This is a genomic window from Burkholderia sp. Ap-955, assembly GCF_011753045.1.
Classification (GTDB): Bacteria; Pseudomonadota; Gammaproteobacteria; order Burkholderiales; family Burkholderiaceae; genus Burkholderia; species Burkholderia lata_D.
This window is the reverse complement of sequence record NZ_VWWH01000113.1, coordinates 1-18,421: the sequence shown is the minus strand read 5'-3', so window position 1 is coordinate 18,421 and position 18,421 is coordinate 1. Positions and strand designations below refer to the sequence as shown.

Here is an 18,421-nt window from a genome sequence, read left to right as displayed (position 1 = left end):
CCGCGGCCGGCTCGGTACCGGTCGCGGCGGTGGCCGCAGGCGCCGCACCGGCCGCCCTCGCCTCGCGCGCCGCCGCGCGTTCCTTCCGCTCCGGCGAGCGCAGGTCGAGCGCTTCCTGCACGCCCTTCACGCCCGGCACGATTTCGGGTTCGACATGCTTCGACCCACGCGCGTTTTTCGAGCGCTTCGGCTTCGCGGCCAGCATCGGCGCGGCCGCCATCACTTCATCGAGCGCCTTCTTCGCGGCAGCCTGCTCGGCTGCGCGCCGGCTCGCACCGGAGCCCGACACCTTCACGTCGAGCTTCGGCACCGTGCATTCGACTTCGAATTGCTGATTGTGCGCCGCACCATGCGTCGCGACCACCGTGTAGGTCGGCAGCGCGATCTTGTGCCCCTGCAGGTATTCCTGCAGCAGCGTCTTCGCGTCCTTGCCGAGCGTGCGCGGATCGATGTGGTCGAGAATCGGGATATAGAGGCGCTTGATGACCCCTTGGGCGGCTTCGAAGCCGCCATCGAGGAACACGGCCCCGATGATGGCTTCGAACGCGTCCGCGAGGATCGACGGGCGGCGGAACCCACCGCTGCGCAGCTCGCCCTCGCCGAGCCGCAGCCCGTCCGAGATATTCAGGGCCTGAGCAATTTCGTACAGCGACTGCTGCTTGACGAGGTTGGCGCGTACGCGCGACAGATCGCCTTCGTCCAGCTTGCTGAAACGCTGGAACAAAAGGGCGGCCACCGCGCAATTCAGAACGGAATCGCCGAGAAACTCGAGCCGTTCGTTGTGCGTGGCACTGTGACTGCGATGGGTCAAAGCCTGGCGCAACAATTCCGCATTGCGAAATTCGTAGCGCAGCCGGCTTTCCAACTGGGATGAGGGCATGTGCAGGAGTATAACGCGGGCGCCCGGTCGGGCCGAAACGGCACGGCCGGACGCGAAAAGGCGTGACGAGGCGGTGTTACCGCCGGTTCTTAAAGTAGTTCGGCACTACGCGACGCGGCCCGTGCGTCGCGTAGTGCGAGTGAGTCGAATGCGATCAGTTGAAGGAACCGATGCGCTTCAGTTCGCTAAAGTTCATCCAGATGAAGAACGCGCGGCCGACGATGTTCTGGTCCGGCACGAAACCCCAGTAGCGGCTGTCCGCACTGTTGTCGCGGTTGTCGCCCATCATGAAGTAGTGACCCGGCGGCACCTTGCAGATCACGCCGCGGCTGTTGTACGTGCAGTTGTCGCGAAACGGATAGTCGTATGCGCCCATCACGAACGGCGGCACGGCCGGGTTGTTGAGGATCGCGTTCTTCTTGTTGCCGATCGTTTCCTCGAACTGCTTCGCGTAGTTCTGGCGCTCGTCGTCGAAGAAATCGGGCAGCGGCGTTTCGGGCACCGGCTGGCCGTTGATCGTGAGCTGCTTGTCCTGGTACGCGACGGTATCGCCCGGCAGGCCGATCACGCGCTTGATGTAGTCGACCGACTCGTCCTTCGGATAACGGAACACGACGACGTCGCCGCGCGACAGCGGGCTGCCCTGCGTGATCTTCGTGTTCGTGACCGGCAGGCGCAGCCCGTATTCGAACTTGTTGACGAGGATGAAATCGCCGACGAGCAGCGTCGGCACCATCGAGCCCGACGGAATCTTGAACGGCTCGACGACGAACGAACGCACGACGAACACCGCCAGGATCACCGGAAAGAAGCTCGCCGTGTACTCGAGCCACCACGGCTGGCGCAGCTTCTCGTCACGCAGCTTCGAACGCGTCTGCACCGCGTTTTCATCCGCGAAGCGCTTGTCGATGCGCGACTGCTGGCGATCGAACTCCTCGATCGCCGAGTCGGCCGCCTTGCGTCGCTGCGGCAGGAACACCAGTTTGTCCAGCACCCACGCTACGCCCGTCAAGACGACGAGCACAAAAAGAATCAGCGCAAAATTCATAAAAGGATCAGTCCTGTTATTTGTCTTCGACGCGCAAGATCGCAAGGAACGCTTCCTGCGGGATCTCGACCGAACCCACCTGCTTCATCCGTTTCTTGCCTTCCTTCTGCTTCTCGAGCAGCTTCTTCTTTCGCGTGATGTCGCCGCCGTAGCACTTCGCGAGCACGTTCTTGCGCAGCGCCTTGATGTTCTCGCGCGCGACGATGTGCGCGCCGATCGCGGCCTGGATCGCCACGTCGTACATCTGGCGCGGGATGATCTCGCGCATCTTCGCGGCGACTTCGCGGCCGCGATATTGCGACTGCGAACGGTGCACGATGACCGACAGCGCATCGACCTTGTCGCCGTTGATCAGCATGTCGACCTTCACGACGTCCGACGAACGGTATTCCTTGAACTCGTAGTCCATCGACGCATAGCCGCGCGACACCGACTTCAGGCGATCGAAGAAGTCGAGCACGATCTCGGCCATCGGGATCTCGTACGTGAGCTGCACCTGGCGGCCGTGATACTGCATGTTGATCTGCGAGCCGCGCTTCTGCTCGCACAGCGTGATCACCGAGCCCACGTAATCCTGCGGCATGTACAGGTTCACGGTGACGATCGGCTCGCGGACTTCCGCGATACGGCCGGGCTCCGGCATCTTCGCCGGGTTCTCGACCTTGATCGTCGAGCCGTCGCTCTGCACGACCTCGTAGACGACCGTCGGTGCGGTCGTGATGAGATCCATGTCGAACTCGCGCTCGAGCCGCTCCTGCACGATTTCCATGTGCAGCAACCCGAGGAAGCCGCAGCGGAAACCGAAGCCGAGCGCCTGCGACACTTCCGGCTCGTACTGCAGCGATGCGTCGTTCAGCTTCAGCTTCTCGAGCGACTCGCGCAGCGCGTCGTACTGGTTCGCCTCGACCGGATACAGCCCCGCGAACACCTGCGGCTTCACTTCCTTGAAGCCCGGCAGCGGCTCGGTGGCGGCCTTGGCCACGTGCGTGACGGTATCGCCGACCTTCGCGGCCGTCAGTTCCTTGATGCCCGCGATGATGAAGCCGACCTGCCCCGCCGACAGCGATTCGAGGTTGCGCGACTTCGGCGTGAACACCCCGACGTGCTCGACCGGATACTGCGCGCCGGTCGCCATCATCTTGATCTTGTCCTTCGGACGCAGCGTGCCGTTGACGATACGCACGAGCATCACGACGCCGACGTAGTTGTCGAACCACGAGTCGATGATGAGCGCCTGCAGCGGCGCGGCCGGGTCGCCCTTCGGCGGCGGCACCTTCGCGATCAGCGACTCGAGCACGTCTTCCACGCCGAGGCCTGTCTTCGCGCTGCAACGCGTCGCGTCGGTCGCGTCGATGCCGATCACGTCCTCGATCTCCTCGATCGCGTTCTCGGGGTTCGCGGCCGGCAGGTCGATCTTGTTCAGCACCGGAACGACCTCGACGCCGAGCTCGATCGCCGTGTAGCAGTTCGCGACGGTTTGCGCCTCGACGCCCTGGCTCGCATCGACGACCAGCAGTGCGCCTTCGCACGCGGACAGCGAACGGCTGACTTCGTACGAGAAGTCGACGTGCCCCGGCGTGTCGATCAGGTTCAGGTTGTAGATCTTGCCGTCGCGCGCGCGATAGGACAGCGCGGCAGTCTGCGCCTTGATCGTGATGCCGCGCTCGCGCTCGATATCCATCGAGTCGAGCACCTGCGCTTCCATTTCACGGTCGGCGAGGCCGCCGCATACCTGGATGATGCGATCCGCGAGCGTCGACTTGCCATGGTCGATGTGCGCGATGATCGAGAAATTGCGAATATGATCCATTCAGTGCCGATCAAGCGAAAAAGGCGCGCTCGACGACTGCAGAGCACGCCTTGTGTAAGTCGGTGAAAAAACAGCTTATTTTAGCCGAAAAGGCCTTTGCCGGGCGGGTTTTACTACGCCGTGCCGTGCGGTGGCCCGCCGGGGGCGCCTGACGGGTCAAGCCCCGTGCGAAACGACGCCCGCCAGCGGCAGGTCAGGCTCGGCGCCGGGACGTCAGCGCGTCGCGTACCCGTGCGTCGTCGAACCGGTGGCGGCATACCTCCGCCCCGTCCAGCAACAGCACGGGCACGTCCTCGTCGTAGCGGGCGACGAGTGCCGCATCGGTGTCGATGTCGACGTAATCGACCGCGACGCCGAATTCGGCCGCCACCGGCGCCAGTGCGTCGCGCATGTCGTCGCACAGGTGGCACCAGCCGCGGCCGTAGAGCGTGAACATCGGCGCGTTACTTCTGGCGCGGCCGCACGGGCACGAACTGCGTGTTGTCGCCACGCCGCACCAGCACCGCGACCGCCTTCTGCGGATCGAGCTGCGCAGTCACGTCGGCAAACTGCTTCGCGTTCGTGATGTCGGTGTCGCCGACGCGCAGCACGATGTCACCGCGCTGCAGGCCCGCACGGGCGGCCGGGCCGTCGACGCCATCGATCTGCACGCCGTTCTTCAGCTTCAGCGTCTTCATCTGCTCCGCTGTCAGGTCACTGACCGTCAGGCCGAGCGAATTGGTCTGGCGCGGCTTCTGCGGCGCGTTCTTGCGCTGCTCGGCCTTTGCCGTCGTTTCGGCCGGCGTTTCCGCGATCGTGATCGGCAGATCGCGAGCCTGACCCTTGCGCCACACGCTGACCGTCGCCTTCGTGCCGGGCTTCGTGTCGCCGACCATGCGCGGCAGGTCCGACGCCGCATCGACCGAACGGCCGTTGAACTTCAGGATGATGTCGCCCGGCTGGATACCCGCCTTGTCGGCCGGGCCACCCGGCTCGACGCTGCTGACGAGCGCGCCCTCGGCCTTCGGCAGCCCGATCGAATCGGCCACGTCCTTCGTCACCTCGCCGATCGCCACCGCGATCCGGCCGCGCGTGACCTTGCCCGTCGCCTTCAGCTGGTCGGCCACGCGCATCGCCTCGTCGATCGGAATCGCGAACGAGATGCCCATGAAGCCGCCGGTACGGCTGTAGATCTGCGAGTTGATGCCGATCACCTCGCCCTGCATGTTGATCAGCGGGCCGCCCGAGTTGCCGGGGTTCACGGCGACGTCGGTCTGGATGAACGGCAGGTAGTCGCCCGTATTGCGGCTCTTCGAGCTGACGATGCCGGCCGTGACCGTGTTGTCGAGGCCGAACGGCGAACCGATCGCGACGACCCACTCGCCGACGCGCACCTTGTTCGAATCGCCAATTGCGACGACCGGCAGGTTCGACGCCTGGATCTTGACGACCGCGACGTCCGTGCGATCGTCGACGCCGATCAGCTTCGCCTTGAATTCACGCTTGTCGGTCAGCGTCACGTAGATGGTGTCCGCATCGTCGACGACGTGCGCATTGGTCATCACGTAGCCGTCGGCCGACACGATGAAGCCCGAGCCGACGCCGCGATTCTGTTCGGTGTCGGGCGGATTGTCCGGCGTCGGCGCGTTTTTCGGATTGCCGCCGCCATTGCCGCCGCCGTTGCCCGGCGCCTGCGGCAGCGGAATGCCGAAGAAGCGGCGGAAGAATTCCGACATGTCGCCGTTGTCGAAACCCGGCGGAAGCACGCCGCGCGGGCCGGGTACCGGCACGTTCGCGGTGGTCCGGATGTTCACGACCGCGGGGCCGACCCTTTCGACGAGATCGGCGAAATCGGGAAGGCTGGCAGCGGGAGACGTGACAGCGACCGCGGTTTGCGGGACGAGCGGCAGGCAGGCACACAGCGCCGCCGCCGCGAGCACTTTGCGCAGCGTGAGTTTCGTCATGTCGGAAGCCGTAGCGTTACTTGGAAGCCTTGTATTCTATGGCAGACGCGAACTGCTGCAACGTAGCCGGCGGCACTTCTCCGAGCACGGTGATCCAGTAGTCGCCGCGGCGCTTCACGAGAACGTTCGTTGCACCGGTGCTGCCCGCGCCTTCCTTGCGTGTATTCTTTTCGGCCGGCTCGATGAAAACCGAGATCGTCGCGAGACCGTCGGTGAAGACGGCCTGATCGACCGGGATCGGCGGCTCACCCGCGTCGCGCGCGGCCATCGGCCGGCGCACTTCGCGAATCTTCTGGAAACCGGCCACGCTCGGGGCGAGCTGCCAGCCCTGCGCTTCCATGTCGACCGTCGCGACCGGCGGCCGTACGACCGTCCAGCCGTTCAGGTTGCGCATGCCGGCCGCGATCGCGGCCTTGTCGCCGCTTGCGCCGCCCGTCTGCAATTGCGAGAACGCGATCTGCTCGAGCACGTGATCGTTCGCATCGAGCGTCTGCGAGCGCAGCAGCAGCCCCGTGCGCGCGTCGGCCCACAGCTTGTACGTGAAGCGGTACGCATCCTTCGGCACGAGCTCGACGACCTGCGCGTCGATCCCCGCCACGCGGTCCTTGCCGAGCGACTTCGCGTCGTAGACGGACATCACGTGCTCGCCGCTCGCGCCGAGCAGCGCGGGGAACGAATCGCGCGTCTGACGGCGCTCGACCACGCACAGCTTGCGCTCGGGCACGAACGTGTACAGCTCGTCGTTATGGCGCAGCAGCTTGCGCGGCTTGCCGTCGAGCGTCTCGATGCGCTCGAACTCGCCGTCGCGGGACGCGACGTGCGCGATGCGCGACGACTGCACATACCCGCCGCGCTGGTAGACGAACGTGCCTTCGTAGCTCTGCTGTTGCGCCGCTTGCTGGACACGGTCGAGCCAGTCGGCGGCACCCTTGCGGGTCGCGACGGGATCGTCCGGTTGCTGGGCGCTGGCAGGAAGGGATTGAACGGACAACAGGGCGGCTGCGCAAAGCAGGAGGGCCGGCAGCCGCTTCCATCCGGAGATGGCGTGATTCAACTGCAATGTCCGCATCGGGTTTATTGGCCTGGCGTGGTGGTCACGGCAGCGCGGATCAGCGGCATCGAACCCGTGACGACGGGCTGCTGCGCGAATTGCTGGTGCGCTTCAAGGTATTGGTCGAGGCTGGCGTCGCGGATGATGTTGACGTCCTGCAGGCCCGGCTGGGCCGATGCCTGCGCAACCGTCACGCGCTGCAGGTTGCCGCCTTGCGGCGCACCGGCCGACGCGACCTGGACGGCGCCCGGGGCACCGGCCGTCTGCATTTGCGGAACGACGATCCACGTCAGCGTGGCCGCCGCGGCGGCAACCGCGAACGCGGGCACGACGCGCCGGCGCAGCGACAGCAGCTTGCGCGCAACGGGTGCGGCCGCCGGCGCGAGCAGGTGCGGCTCGCTTTCGAGCGCAGCCGACATGCGCGCGGTGAACGCGACGCTCAGCGCAGGCGACAGCGCGAGCTCGTCCGAGCGCAGCGCATCGCCGATCAGGTGGTAATGGGCCCACGCAGCGCGATCCGCGCGGTTGAGCTCAGCCAGAAACTGCCCGTTGTCCGGGCCATCGAACATTTCGCCGTCGACCAGCGCGGAAAGGCGCTCGCCGCGCGAGCACGCTTGCGACTGCGTATTGACCGACCCCATGATGCTCCCCATCTTGCACACCCCGTCGTGACTTCACGACTCTAACCGTAACTAGACCCCGACCCGCGTCGCTCCGCCTGTCGCGCTTACCAGCGCTTGCCTTCGGGCGTATCGAGCAGCGGACGCAATTTGGAAGCGATTGCCTCACGTGCGCGGAAGATCCGCGACCGGACCGTCCCGATCGGACAGCCCATCATTTCCGCGATCTCTTCGTAGCTCAGGCCCTCGATCTCGCGCAGCGTAATTGCCTGGCGCAGTTCTTCGGGCAGCAGAGCCATGGCAGCGTTGACCGTCTCGGCAATCTGCTTGCTCATCAACATCGACTCAGGCGTGTTGATATCCCTTAGTTGGTCTGCGTCGGAGAAAGTTTCCGCTTCCTCCGCATCGGCCTCGGTCGAGGTCGGCGCCCGGCGGCCTTGCGTCGCAAGGTAGTTCTTCGCCGTGTTGACGGCAATTCGGTACAACCACGTATAGAACGCCGATTCACCGCGGAATTGCGGCAGCGCACGATACGCCTTGATGAACGCGTCCTGGGCCACATCCTCGACCTCGGCGGGATCCCGCACGAGGCGCGAGATCAGCCGAATGATCTTGCGGTGGTATTTGGAGACCAGGAGTTCGAACGCTGCCTTGTCGCCCTTCTGTACGCGCTCGACCAGAGCCTGATCGATTTCTTTTTCACTCACCTGACAAATCCGTTAACTAGGGATGCAACGCGGAGCGATATTGTAGCGTTCCCGCGCCGGCCGCTGGTTACGGTAGGTAACCGTGCCGCCGTCAAACCCGCCCCGCCGCGCCCGCCGTTCTCGCCAGCACGGAAAGCGCGCTGAACGATGCGGCGTCGAGCGCATCGGCCGGAATCAGCAGCGGCCGGGCCCGCCGGGCGCCCTGCCCGACTGACAGCACCAGCAGCAGGCTGCTCCAGTGCGCATGGCCCGTCACGCGGCCGCGGGCCAGCAGGCGCCCGGTGCGGCTAAACGCCGCGACTTCCCCGAATGCGTCGATCTGCAACTCGGCCGGCAGCCGACGGGCACAGGCCCGCGCAGCGCACACGGCCAGCAGCGCGGCCGTCACGGCCGACACGCCTGCGCCGGCGGCAGCGCCCGCGCGCGGCGCCCAGAACAGGTAGGCCGACGCGGTAGCCGATGCGACGAACACGGCCAGCACGAGATACGACACGGCCGAGGCCCGCAACGCAAAGCGCTGCGGACGCCCGGCCGGAGCATCGAATGGACTCGTCAAGCGATTGCGGCGTCAGACGCGCTTGAACACCAGCGTGCCGTTGGTGCCGCCGAAGCCGAAGTTGTTCTTCACGGCAACGTCGATCTTCATGTCACGCGCGGTGTTCGCGCAGTAGTCGAGATCGCACTCCGGGTCCTGGTTGAAGATGTTGATGGTCGGCGGCGACACGTTGTTGTGCAGCGCCAGCACCGTGAACACCGATTCGAGGCCGCCCGCGCCGCCCAGCAGGTGGCCCGTCATCGACTTCGTCGAGTTCACGACGATCTTGTACGCATGCTCGCCGAAGGCCGCCTTCACCGCGTCCGACTCGTTCTTGTCGCCCAGCGGCGTCGACGTGCCGTGCGCGTTCAGGTACTGGACCTCGTCCGGGTTCACGCCGGCGTCGCGCAGTGCCGCGACCATGCAGCGGCGCGGGCCGTCCATGTTCGGCGCGGTCATATGGTACGCGTCGCCCGTCATGCCGAAGCCCGAGACTTCCGCGTAGATCTTGGCACCGCGTGCCTTCGCCGCTTCGTACTCCTCGAGCACCATCACGCCGGCACCCTCGCCCAGCACGAAGCCGTCGCGGTCCTTGTCCCACGGACGGGATGCGCTGGCCGGATCGTCGTTGCGGGTCGACAGCGCACGCGCCGCCGCGAAACCGCCGATGCCGAGCGGCGACACCGTCGATTCGGCGCCGCCCGCGACCATCACGTCGGCGTCGCCGGCCTGGATCAGGCGCGCTGCGAGGCCGATGCTGTGCAGGCCGGTCGTGCAGGCCGTCACGGCCGCGAGGTTCGGGCCCTTCAGGCCGAACATGATGCTCAGGTGACCCGAGATCATGTTGATGATCGAACCCGGCACGAAGAACGGCGAAATCCGGCGCGCGCCGCGATCGACGTAGGTCTGGTGCGTATCTTCGATCATCGGCAGGCCGCCGATGCCGGAGCCGACCAGCACGCCGATGCGTTCCGCATTGGCTTCGTTCACTTCCAGCCCGCTGTCCTTGATGGCCTGGACGCCGGCGGCGATGCCGTAATGGATGAACGTATCCATGTTTCGGGCTTCCTTCGCCGGGATGTACTCCTCGGCGACGAAACCCTTCACTTCGCCCGCGAATTGGCAGGCGAGGTTCGACGCATCGAACTTCGTGACGGTGGCAATACCGGACTTGCCGGCGACGAGATTGGCCCAGCCGTCGGCAACATTATTGCCAACAGGCGAAATCAGCCCCAGGCCTGTAACAACAACACGACGGCGGCTCACGGTAACCTCTTTTCCATTATTGGATGACAAAAACAAAAGCCACAGTGGCCACAGGAACCAGCCCTGCGAGCCCTGTGGCTGTTAGTCCGTCCGGCGCGAAGCCGGCAGGATGGCGCGTCAATCGCGAAGATCGCGGCGACGTGGCGGACAAGCGCGAAAGGCGCTCGTTACGCCTTGACGTTTGCGCGAGCGTAGTCGATCGCTTGCTGAACCGTCGTGATCTTCTCTGCTTCTTCGTCCGGGATTTCCATGCCGAACTCGTCTTCCAGAGCCATCACCAGTTCGACGGTGTCGAGCGAGTCGGCGCCCAGGTCGTTCACGAACGAAGCTTCGTTCTTGATCTCGGCTTCGGCGACGCCCAGTTGTTCAGCGACGATCTTCTTGACACGTTGTTCGATGTTGTCCATTACCCCTCCGAGGGAAAGTTCAGATTTACAAGTGCGCGCATTTTATCAGGTTTGCTGACGCCAAAACGCGCGTTGGCTTGATGGTCTATCAAGCACCGATCCGCCTGAAAAACGGGATACGGCGCGGATGGTAAACGAAAATCGTTACGACATGTACATGCCGCCGTTCACGTGCAGCGTCGTACCGGTGATGTAACCGGCTTGCGGCGATGCGAGGAACGCGACGGCATGGGCGATGTCTTCCGGGCTGCCGAGGCGGCCGAGCGGAATCTGGGTCTTGAGCGCGGCCTGCTGTTCTTCCGGCAGCGTCTTCGTCATGTCGGTGTCGATGAAGCCCGGCGCCACGCAGTTCACGGTGATGCCGCGGCTGCCGATTTCACGTGCAAGCGCACGCGTCATGCCCGCCACGCCGGCCTTCGCAGCCGCGTAGTTGACCTGACCCGGGTTGCCGGCCGAGCCGACCACCGACGTGATGTTGATGATGCGGCCGCCACGCGCCTTCATCATCGGGCGGAGCACGGCGCGCGACAGGCGGAACACCGACTTCAGGTTGGTGTCGATCACCGCGTCCCAGTCCTCGTCCTTCATCCGCATCGCGAGCTGGTCCTGCGTGATGCCCGCGTTGTTGACGAGCACGTTCAGCGCGCCGAATTCCTTCACGGTCGCGTCGATCAGCGCCTCGGCGGCTGCCGCGTCGTTGACGTTCAGCACCGCGCCGCGGCCCGTGACGCCCGCTTCCGCGAACGCTGCGGTAATGGCAGCGGCGCCCGATTCGCTCGTCGCCGTGCCGATCACCGTCGCACCCAGGCGGGCGAGTTCGAGCGCGATCGAACGGCCGATGCCGCGCGATGCGCCGGTGACGATCGCAACCTGTTTATCGAGAGTCTTGTCCATGAATCGAATATCCGTCTCTTGAGAAAAGGTGCCGCGTCAGGCGGTCACCAGCTTGAGCGCTTCGTCGAGCGAAGCCGGATCGAATACCGACGCGCCCGTCAGGTTGCCGTCGATGCGCTTCGTCAGGCCGGCGAGCACCTTGCCCGGACCGCATTCGATCACGTGCGTGACACCCGTGCCGGCGATGTGCCGCACGCACTCGACCCAGCGCACCGGGCCTGCGGCCTGGCGCACCAGCGCATCCTTGATCGCAGCCGGATCGCTGACCACGGCGACGTCGATGTTGTTGACGACCGGAATCTGCGGCGCCTTGACGTCGACGTTCGCAAGATAGTCGCGCAGTTGATCCGACGCCGGCTTGAGCAGCGACGAATGGAACGGCGCCGACACCGGCAGCGGCAGTGCGCGCTTCGCGCCCTTCGCCTTTGCGATTTCGCAGGCCTTTTCGACCGCGGCCTTGTTGCCTGCGATAACGACCTGCGCGGGTGCATTGAAGTTCACCGCTTCGACGACGCCCGCTTCCGCGGCTTCGGCGCAAACCGCACGCACCGTGTCGTCATCGAGGCCCAGGATCGCGGCCATGCCGCCCTGGCCGACCGGCACGGCCGTCTGCATCGCCTGCGCGCGGAAGCGCACGAGCGGCACCGCGTCCTTGAACGCGAGTGCGCCTGCGGCGACGAGCGCCGTGTATTCACCGAGGCTGTGGCCGGCAACGATCGCCGGCGCCGGGCCGCCTGCCTGCTGCCACGCGCGATAGCACGCATAGGCTGCGGTCAGCATCACGGGCTGCGTGTTGGTGGTGAGGTTCAGCTCTTCGGCCGGGCCTTCGGCGATCAGCTTGCCGAGATCCTGATTGAGTGCATCGGACGCTTCCTGGAGCGTCTCGCGCACGACGGCCAGATCGGCGAATGCGTTGAGCATGCCGACCGCCTGCGAGCCCTGCCCCGGAAATACGAATGCAAATTTCATATCGTCCCCAATTGAATCGATTCGGACGGCGCGCACGAATGGCGCGCCGATGGGATCCGCGCGCAGCAGTCGCGCGCCGCGGATCAGTAGCGGAAGACCGACGCGCCCCAGGTGAAGCCGCCGCCGACGCCTTCGATCAGCACGTGCTGGCCGCGCTGGATGCGACCGTCGCGCACCGCGGTATCGAGCGCCAGCGGGATCGACGCGGCCGACGTGTTGCCGTGCTGGTCGACCGTCACGACCATGCGCTCCTGCGGCAGGCCGAGCTTGCGACAGGTGCTGGTCATGATGCGGATGTTGGCCTGGTGCGGAATCAGCCAGTCGATCTGCTCGGGCGCGAGATTCGCCTTCGCGAGCGCCTCGATCGCGACCTTCTCGAGCACGTTGACCGCGAGCTTGAACACGGCCTGCCCGTCCATGTACAGGAACGCGCTGCCTTCGATCACGCCTCGGTTGACGTTGCCCGGCGTGCAGAGGATGTGCGAATAGCTGCCGTCCGCGTGCAGCGCGCTGCCGAGCACGCCCGGCTCTTCCGACGCGGACAGGATGACCGCGCCCGCGCCGTCGCCGAACAGCACGCAGGTCGTGCGGTCCTTGAAGTCGAGAATGCGCGAGAACGTCTCCGCGCCGACGATGAGCGCCGTGCGGTGCTGGCCGCTGCGGATGAAGCTGTCGGCCGTCGCCATCGCGTACGCGAAGCCCGAACACACGGCCTGCACGTCGAACGCCGCGCCGCCGTTCTTGATGCCGAGCTTGTTCTGCAGCAGGCACGCGGTGCTCGGGAACACGAAATCGGGGGTCGAAGTCGCTACGATGATCAGGTCGATCGACTGCGGATCGATGCCGGCGGCTTCGATCGCGCGACGCGACGCCTCGAGCGCGAGGTCGCTGGTGGTGACGTCCGGTGCGGCGAAATGGCGCGCATGGATACCCGTGCGCGCCACGATCCATTCATCGCTCGTCTCGATGCCTTCCTTCGCAAGACGATCGGTCAACTGCTGGTTCGTGACGCGGTCAGGCGGCAGGTAGCTGCCCGTGCCGAGCACGCGGGAATAGAGAGTCGATTGGGCCATTTATGCTTTAGAGGATTGCGCAGCGGAAGGTTCGGCGTGATGGCCTGCGGCGGGGCTTGCATGGCCCGCGCCGCCCGAGTCGTGTTCGCCTTCGCCGAGCGACACTGAATTATCCGCCATCGCGCGCGCGAGGCGCTCCAGCACGCCGTTTTTGACGGCATCATACCCGCGTTTGATCGCCCACTCAAACGCATAGGCATCGGCCGAACCGTGGCTCTTGATCACGAGGCTTTTCAGCCCCAGCAGCGCCGCGCCGTTGTACTGGCGGTGGTCGACGCGCTTCTTGAAACGCATCAGGACAGGCAGCGCGAGCAGCGCCATCAGCTTCGACATCAGCGAACGGCCGAACTCCTCGCGGATGATGTCCGACAGCATCTGCGCGAGCCCCTCGGACGTCTTCAGCGCGACGTTGCCGACGAAGCCGTCGCACACGATCACGTCGACCGTGCCCTTGTAGATGTCGTTGCCTTCGACGTTGCCGCGGAAATTGAGCGTGCTGGCGCGCAGCAGTTCGCCTGCGCGCTTGATCGTCTCGTTGCCCTTGATCATCTCTTCGCCGATGTTCAGCAGGCCGATCGTCGGACGTTCCTTGCCTTCGAGCGCCGCCACGAGTGCGTGCCCCATTTCCGCGAACTGCAGCAGGTGCTGCGGTTCGCAGTCGACGTTCGCGCCGAGGTCCAGCATCATCGTGTAGCCGGTCGGGTTCGGCAGGGCGAACGCGATCGCGGGCCGCTCGATGCCGGGCAGCGTCTTGAGTACGTAACGGGAAACGGCCATCAGCGCGCCGGTATTGCCGGCGGAGATGCAGGCCTGCGCCGCGCCTTCCTTGACGTGGTTGAGCGCGACGCGCATCGAAGAATCCTTCTTCTTGCGCAGCGCCACTTCGACAGGGTCGTCCATCGCCACGACTTCGGTGGCGGGAACGATGGTCAGCGCGGGATCGTCGAGGGCTTTCAGCTTCTTCAGCTGAGCGCGGATCGCGCTTTCGATGCCGACGAGCATCAGGTGCGCATCGGGATGCGCGCGGACGAACTTGACTGCCGCGGGAACGGTCACGGACGGGCCGTGGTCGCCTCCCATGCAATCGATTGTGAGCTTTACGGTCATGGAATGCGACGAATTTCAGGCACAAAAAAGCGGCAGTTGAATGCCGCCTTTTTGTTGAGCCAGGAAAGTGTCAAGCGAACCAGTTGTCACGCGAACGGCAAGCGTAGCGCGCAACGCGTGACTTGACGCTTAGTCGTTCTTCGTCTTGACGACTTTCTTGCCGCGGTAGTAGCCGTTCGGGCTGACGTGGTGACGCAGATGCACTTCACCCGTGCTCGGCTCGACTGCCAGCGGCGCTGCCGTCAGGAAATCGTGCGAACGATGCATGCCGCGCTTCGACGGCGACTTCTTGTTTTGCTGGACTGCCATGACTAACTCCTAAATAATTTTCCGGATTCTAACACAGCCCGATCCGGCGCTTAACTACCCTGGCCCAAAGCCTTTACGCCTTCCCGCGCCACAACTGCTTAGTGTTTCTTGGTGCCGTCACCGTCCTTCTTCAACGCTTCCAGCGCTGCGAACGGATTCGGCCGTTTGCCTTCGTCCCCGGCTTCGCCGGACGCTTCGTCCGACTCTTCCGCGGGACCGCTCGCACCCGACACGAGGCTTTCGTGAACTGCCGGGCAAACCTCGTGCTTGGGCACGAGCGGCAACGAAAGCAGCAATTCCTCTTCGATCAAGTCGACGAGATCGAACTGGCGTGAGCCCACGATCACATCGGCTTCATCGTCGTCGAGCGGAAATTCTTCAGCTTCTTCTTCGGTCGCGACGACCCGGTACGTCATGTCGACGTCGAACGTCTGGTCGTACGGGGTCATGCAGCGCTGGCACGTGAGCCACGCATGGCCGTGCACCGCAAGGCGCAGATACGGCTGCTGCCCGTCGGCGCCGTCGTCCTGCAATTCCTTCTGGGTGAACCCTTCCGCCTGCCATGTGAAGACCGTGTCGCGATCTGGCGCGTCCGCGGGCACTTCGTTTAACATGCGCGGCAGTTGCGAGAGGCGCACCGCACCGGCTGCCTGCCGCCCGCTGCGGGCGAACTCGAACAGGTCGATTGCATGCGGATCAAGCGCCGCAGCCGGTTTGCCAGAAGAAGTGTTCATATGCGCTCCTGCCTACAGGCTGACTTGCGAATCCGGCTTGGTACCGCTCGCGTACGGCTCATCCACGGATGACGTACTTTACTTCCGAAGACCCGGCAGGCGCCACCACAACGGAAGCCTGCCGACGAAAAGCGGGAAAGCATACCTGTTTTACCTTTTGCGGTCAATCACTTAAGCTTGCGTCCGCGCAACGCCACACAACACCCGACGACTCACCGATCCAACCGACCATGCCGGATACCGTTTGCCGCCCGCCGCGGCTGATTCTTGCCTCCAGTTCACGCTACCGCCGCGCGCTCCTCGAGCGCCTCGGCCTCCCCTTCGACGTCGTGTCGCCCGACCTCGACGAAACCCCGCACGACGGCGAAATGCCGGCCGCGACCGCCCTGCGGCTCGCCGGCGCGAAAGCGCGCGCCGTCGCCGCCACCATCGACGCGCCGGACGGCGTGCTCGTGATCGGGTCGGACCAGGTCGCGACCTTCGACGGCCTCCAGATCGGCAAGCCCGGCACCCATGAGCGTGCGCTCGCACAACTCGTGTCGATGCAGGGCCGAGAAGTCGAATTCCACAGCGCGCTCTGCCTGTACGACAGCCGGACGGGCGAAGCACAGGTCGAGGACATCGTCACGCACGTGCGCTTCCGCTCGCTGCCCGAGGCCGAACTCGACGCGTACCTGCGCGCCGAAACGCCGTACGACGTCGCCGGCAGCGCGAAGTCCGAAGGGCTCGGCATCGCGCTGCTCGACGCGATCGACTCGAACGATCCGACCGCGCTCGTCGGTCTGCCGCTGATCGCGCTCACGCGCATGCTGCGCGCCGCCGACTATCCGTTGTTTGCAACCACCCGTGGAGACCGCGCATGACCGCCGGCACGCTTTACCTCGTCCCGAACACGCTCGGCGAAGGCGACGAGTCGATGCTCGCGGCCGTCCTGCCCGCGACCGTGCAGGCACGCGCCGGCACGCTCGGCTATTACATCGGCGAGAACGCGAAGACGACACGTGCATTTCTGAAGAAGATCGGCACGACGCGCCCGATCCAGGAAATCGAGATCAGCGAACTGAACGTCAACACGCCGGCCGGCGCCATCGACCGGCTGCTCGCGCCCGTGCTGGCCGGTGCGGACGCCGGCCTCGTGTCCGAAGCCGGCTGCCCGGCCGTCGCCGACCCCGGTGCCTTGCTGGTGCGCCGCGCGCACGAACGCGGCGTGAAGGTGGTGCCGCTCGTCGGGCCGAGTTCGATCCTGCTCGCGCTGATGGCATCGGGCCTGAACGGACAGAGCTTCGCATTCAACGGCTACCTGCCGGTCGACGCGGCCGCGCGCGCCAAACGCCTGCGCGAACTCGAGCAACTGTCACGCAAGGCGCGCCAGACGCAGATCTTCATCGAAACGCCGTACCGGAATCAGGCGATGCTCGACACGCTCGTCGCGACCTGCGCGCCGTCGACGCAGATCTGCGTCGCGGCTGACCTGACCCTCCCGACCGAGACGATCGCGAGCCGTACCGTTGCGGACTGGAAAAAGGCGCCTGCGCCGAATCTGCACAAGCGCCCTGCGATCTTCCTGCTGCTGGCGAACTGAACGCGGCAGGCGAACCGCCTGGTGAACGGCGGGCCATCGCGGCCCGCCCGCCTCCGGTCAGCGCAGGCTGACCGACGCACCGCCGGCCGTCAGCGCCTTCATCGCGGCGCCGCCGACGGCCGCGCCAAACTTGCGCGCGACGCGGTTCGTCAGGCTTTCCTTCACCGTATAGTCGACGAGATCCGGCGCCTTCAGCACGTCGCGCGCGACCGTGTCGGTCGTGCCGTAGCCGTCCGCAAGCCCGAGCTCGACGCTCTTCTCGCCGGTCCAGAACAGGCCCGAGAACATGTCGGGCGTCTCGTGCAGCCGCTTGCCGCGGCCATCCTTCACGGCCTTGATGAACTGCGCGTGCACCTGGTCGAGCAATGCCTGCGCATGCGCGTCCATCTTCGGCGTTTCCGGCGAGAAGGGGTCGTAGAAGCCCTTGTTTTCGCCCGACGTATGCAGGCGCCGATCGACACCGAGCTTGCCCATCAGCCCGGTAAAGCCGAACCCGTCCATCAGCACGCCGATCGACCCGACGATGCTCGCCTTGTCGACGAAGATCTTGTCGGCCGCGGACGCGATGTAATAGCCGCCCGATGCGCACATGTCGGTCACGACGACATACAACGGCTTGTCCGGATGCTTCGCGCGCAGCCGGCGGATCTCGTCGTAGACCATCCCGGCCTGCACCGGGCTGCCGCCCGGGCTGTTGATCCGCAGCACGACCCCGACGGTGCCGTCGTCGTCGAACGCGGCGTCGAGCGCGGTATTGATGTCCTCGGCGTTTGCGTTCACGCCGGCCGCGATCTCGCCGTCGATCGTCACGAGGGCCGTATGTCGCCCGCTCGACGAAAACTTCGAATCGCTCGAGAAATCGATCAGCGCGAACGCGAACAGCACGAATACGGCGAGGAACGCGAAGCGGAAGAAGATCTTCCAGCGCCGCGCCGCGCGCTGCTCCTTGACGGCCGCGAGCGCGATCCGCTCGAGCGCCGCGCGCTCCCAGTTCGGTTCACGGCTGTCGGGACGGGAGGAGGAATCCGGGGAATTCGGTTGGTCGGCCATGCAGGGTTGTCGTTAGTCGGTCGTAGCGGGAACGGCGGGACGCAGGTCGGCGTCGGGCACCCAGAATACCGCACGCCCGTCGGACGTGTCGCGCTCGTCGACCTCGACCGGCCGCAGGCGGCCACCCCGGCACGGGCCGCCGACGCACTTGCCGGTGTTCGGCTCGTAGATCGCGCCATGCGTCGCGCACATCAGGTAGAGGCCCGACGATTCGAAGAACTGCCCTTCGGCCCAGTCGAGCTCCATCGGCACATGCGCGCAGCGATTCAGGTAGCCGTATGCCTGGCCCTCGTAGCGCACGAAGAACACGACGGCCTGCTCGCCGCGCAGCGTCGCGTCGACGCGCACGCCGGCGCCGCCGTCGGCCAGGGCATCCGATGCGCACACGCGCACGGCGTCCGGCGCCGCGCTCACGCGTGCTCCCGCAGCCACGCGG

Annotated in this window: 21 protein-coding genes; 2 read left to right on the top strand and 19 right to left on the bottom strand. The window is 65.5% G+C overall.

Going from position 1 to position 18,421, the window contains the following annotated elements; genetic code table 11:
* The 17 genes from rnc to F3J15_RS33245 form a co-directional block, all read right to left on the bottom strand.
* A partial coding sequence (gene rnc / locus F3J15_RS33325) for a ribonuclease III (RefSeq protein ID WP_166896515.1) occupies positions 1-880 on the bottom strand: 880 nt, incomplete at its 3' end.
* Between the two features lie 154 nt (positions 881-1,034).
* A complete protein-coding gene (lepB, locus tag F3J15_RS33320) occupies positions 1,035-1,928 on the bottom strand; it encodes a signal peptidase I (RefSeq protein WP_069247486.1) in 894 nt (297 codons plus the stop codon).
* Positions 1,929-1,944: 16 nt separating this feature from the next.
* A complete protein-coding gene (gene lepA / locus F3J15_RS33315) occupies positions 1,945-3,738 on the bottom strand; it encodes a translation elongation factor 4 (protein WP_166896513.1) in 1,794 nt (597 codons plus the stop codon).
* Positions 3,739-3,931: 193 nt separating this feature from the next.
* Positions 3,932-4,174, bottom strand: coding sequence for a glutaredoxin family protein (locus F3J15_RS33310; RefSeq protein ID WP_069247484.1), 243 nt, complete (start codon positions 4,172-4,174; stop codon positions 3,932-3,934).
* Between the two features lie 7 nt (positions 4,175-4,181).
* Positions 4,182-5,681 carry a DegQ family serine endoprotease gene (locus F3J15_RS33305; protein WP_166896511.1) on the bottom strand — a complete coding sequence of 500 codons (1,500 nt, stop codon included), beginning with the start codon at positions 5,679-5,681 and terminating at the stop codon, positions 4,182-4,184.
* A 16-nt stretch (positions 5,682-5,697) separates the two neighbouring features.
* Positions 5,698-6,750, bottom strand: coding sequence for a MucB/RseB C-terminal domain-containing protein (locus F3J15_RS33300; RefSeq protein WP_039348382.1), 1,053 nt, complete (start codon positions 6,748-6,750; stop codon positions 5,698-5,700).
* 5 nt (positions 6,751-6,755) lie between these two features.
* On the bottom strand, positions 6,756-7,373 hold the full coding sequence (locus F3J15_RS33295) for a sigma-E factor negative regulatory protein (RefSeq protein ID WP_027788009.1): 618 nt from the start codon (positions 7,371-7,373) through the stop codon (positions 6,756-6,758).
* 86 nt (positions 7,374-7,459) lie between these two features.
* Positions 7,460-8,059 (bottom strand): RNA polymerase sigma factor RpoE, encoded by a 600-nt coding sequence (rpoE, locus tag F3J15_RS33290; protein WP_069247482.1) that lies wholly within the window; start codon positions 8,057-8,059, stop codon positions 7,460-7,462.
* A gap of 91 nt (positions 8,060-8,150) precedes the next feature.
* Positions 8,151-8,615 (bottom strand): hypothetical protein, encoded by a 465-nt coding sequence (locus F3J15_RS33285; RefSeq protein WP_166896509.1) that lies wholly within the window; start codon positions 8,613-8,615, stop codon positions 8,151-8,153.
* A 12-nt stretch (positions 8,616-8,627) separates the two neighbouring features.
* On the bottom strand, positions 8,628-9,860 hold the full coding sequence (gene fabF, locus F3J15_RS33280) for a beta-ketoacyl-ACP synthase II (protein WP_069247480.1): 1,233 nt from the start codon (positions 9,858-9,860) through the stop codon (positions 8,628-8,630).
* Between the two features lie 167 nt (positions 9,861-10,027).
* Positions 10,028-10,267 (bottom strand): acyl carrier protein, encoded by a 240-nt coding sequence (acpP, locus tag F3J15_RS33275; RefSeq protein WP_004197638.1) that lies wholly within the window; start codon positions 10,265-10,267, stop codon positions 10,028-10,030.
* 144 nt (positions 10,268-10,411) lie between these two features.
* Entirely contained in the window at positions 10,412-11,161 is a 750-nt protein-coding gene (gene fabG / locus F3J15_RS33270) for a 3-oxoacyl-ACP reductase FabG (protein ID WP_006476504.1), read from the bottom strand.
* A 36-nt stretch (positions 11,162-11,197) separates the two neighbouring features.
* Positions 11,198-12,130: an ACP S-malonyltransferase gene (gene fabD / locus F3J15_RS33265; protein ID WP_069247479.1), complete on the bottom strand. Its 933-nt coding sequence runs from the start codon at positions 12,128-12,130 to the stop codon at positions 11,198-11,200.
* 83 nt (positions 12,131-12,213) lie between these two features.
* A complete protein-coding gene (locus F3J15_RS33260) occupies positions 12,214-13,203 on the bottom strand; it encodes a beta-ketoacyl-ACP synthase III (protein ID WP_069247478.1) in 990 nt (329 codons plus the stop codon).
* Positions 13,204-14,310, bottom strand: coding sequence for a phosphate acyltransferase PlsX (gene plsX / locus F3J15_RS33255; RefSeq protein ID WP_166896507.1), 1,107 nt, complete (start codon positions 14,308-14,310; stop codon positions 13,204-13,206).
* 129 nt (positions 14,311-14,439) lie between these two features.
* Positions 14,440-14,619 (bottom strand): 50S ribosomal protein L32, encoded by a 180-nt coding sequence (gene rpmF, locus F3J15_RS33250; RefSeq protein WP_006051932.1) that lies wholly within the window; start codon positions 14,617-14,619, stop codon positions 14,440-14,442.
* Positions 14,620-14,717: 98 nt separating this feature from the next.
* A complete protein-coding gene (locus F3J15_RS33245) occupies positions 14,718-15,353 on the bottom strand; it encodes a DUF177 domain-containing protein (protein ID WP_166896505.1) in 636 nt (211 codons plus the stop codon).
* A 230-nt stretch (positions 15,354-15,583) separates the two neighbouring features.
* On the opposite strand from F3J15_RS33245, the gene F3J15_RS33240 reads away from it, so the two are divergent.
* Both F3J15_RS33240 and F3J15_RS33235 read left to right on the top strand, forming a co-directional pair.
* Positions 15,584-16,216: a Maf-like protein gene (locus F3J15_RS33240; protein WP_089483579.1), complete on the top strand. Its 633-nt coding sequence runs from the start codon at positions 15,584-15,586 to the stop codon at positions 16,214-16,216.
* Complete coding sequence (locus tag F3J15_RS33235; protein ID WP_166896503.1) at positions 16,213-16,935, top strand: SAM-dependent methyltransferase; 723 nt, start codon at positions 16,213-16,215, stop codon at positions 16,933-16,935. Before F3J15_RS33240 ends, F3J15_RS33235 begins: the two co-directional genes overlap by 4 nt.
* A 57-nt stretch (positions 16,936-16,992) precedes the next feature.
* On the opposite strand, the gene F3J15_RS33230 is transcribed toward F3J15_RS33235, so the two are convergent.
* Together F3J15_RS33230 and F3J15_RS33225 are read right to left on the bottom strand one after the other, a co-directional pair.
* Entirely contained in the window at positions 16,993-17,985 is a 993-nt protein-coding gene (locus tag F3J15_RS33230) for a S49 family peptidase (RefSeq protein WP_166896501.1), read from the bottom strand.
* Between the two features lie 12 nt (positions 17,986-17,997).
* Positions 17,998-18,399: a Rieske 2Fe-2S domain-containing protein gene (locus F3J15_RS33225; RefSeq protein ID WP_043181955.1), complete on the bottom strand. Its 402-nt coding sequence runs from the start codon at positions 18,397-18,399 to the stop codon at positions 17,998-18,000.
* Positions 18,400-18,421: the final 22 nt, after the last annotated feature.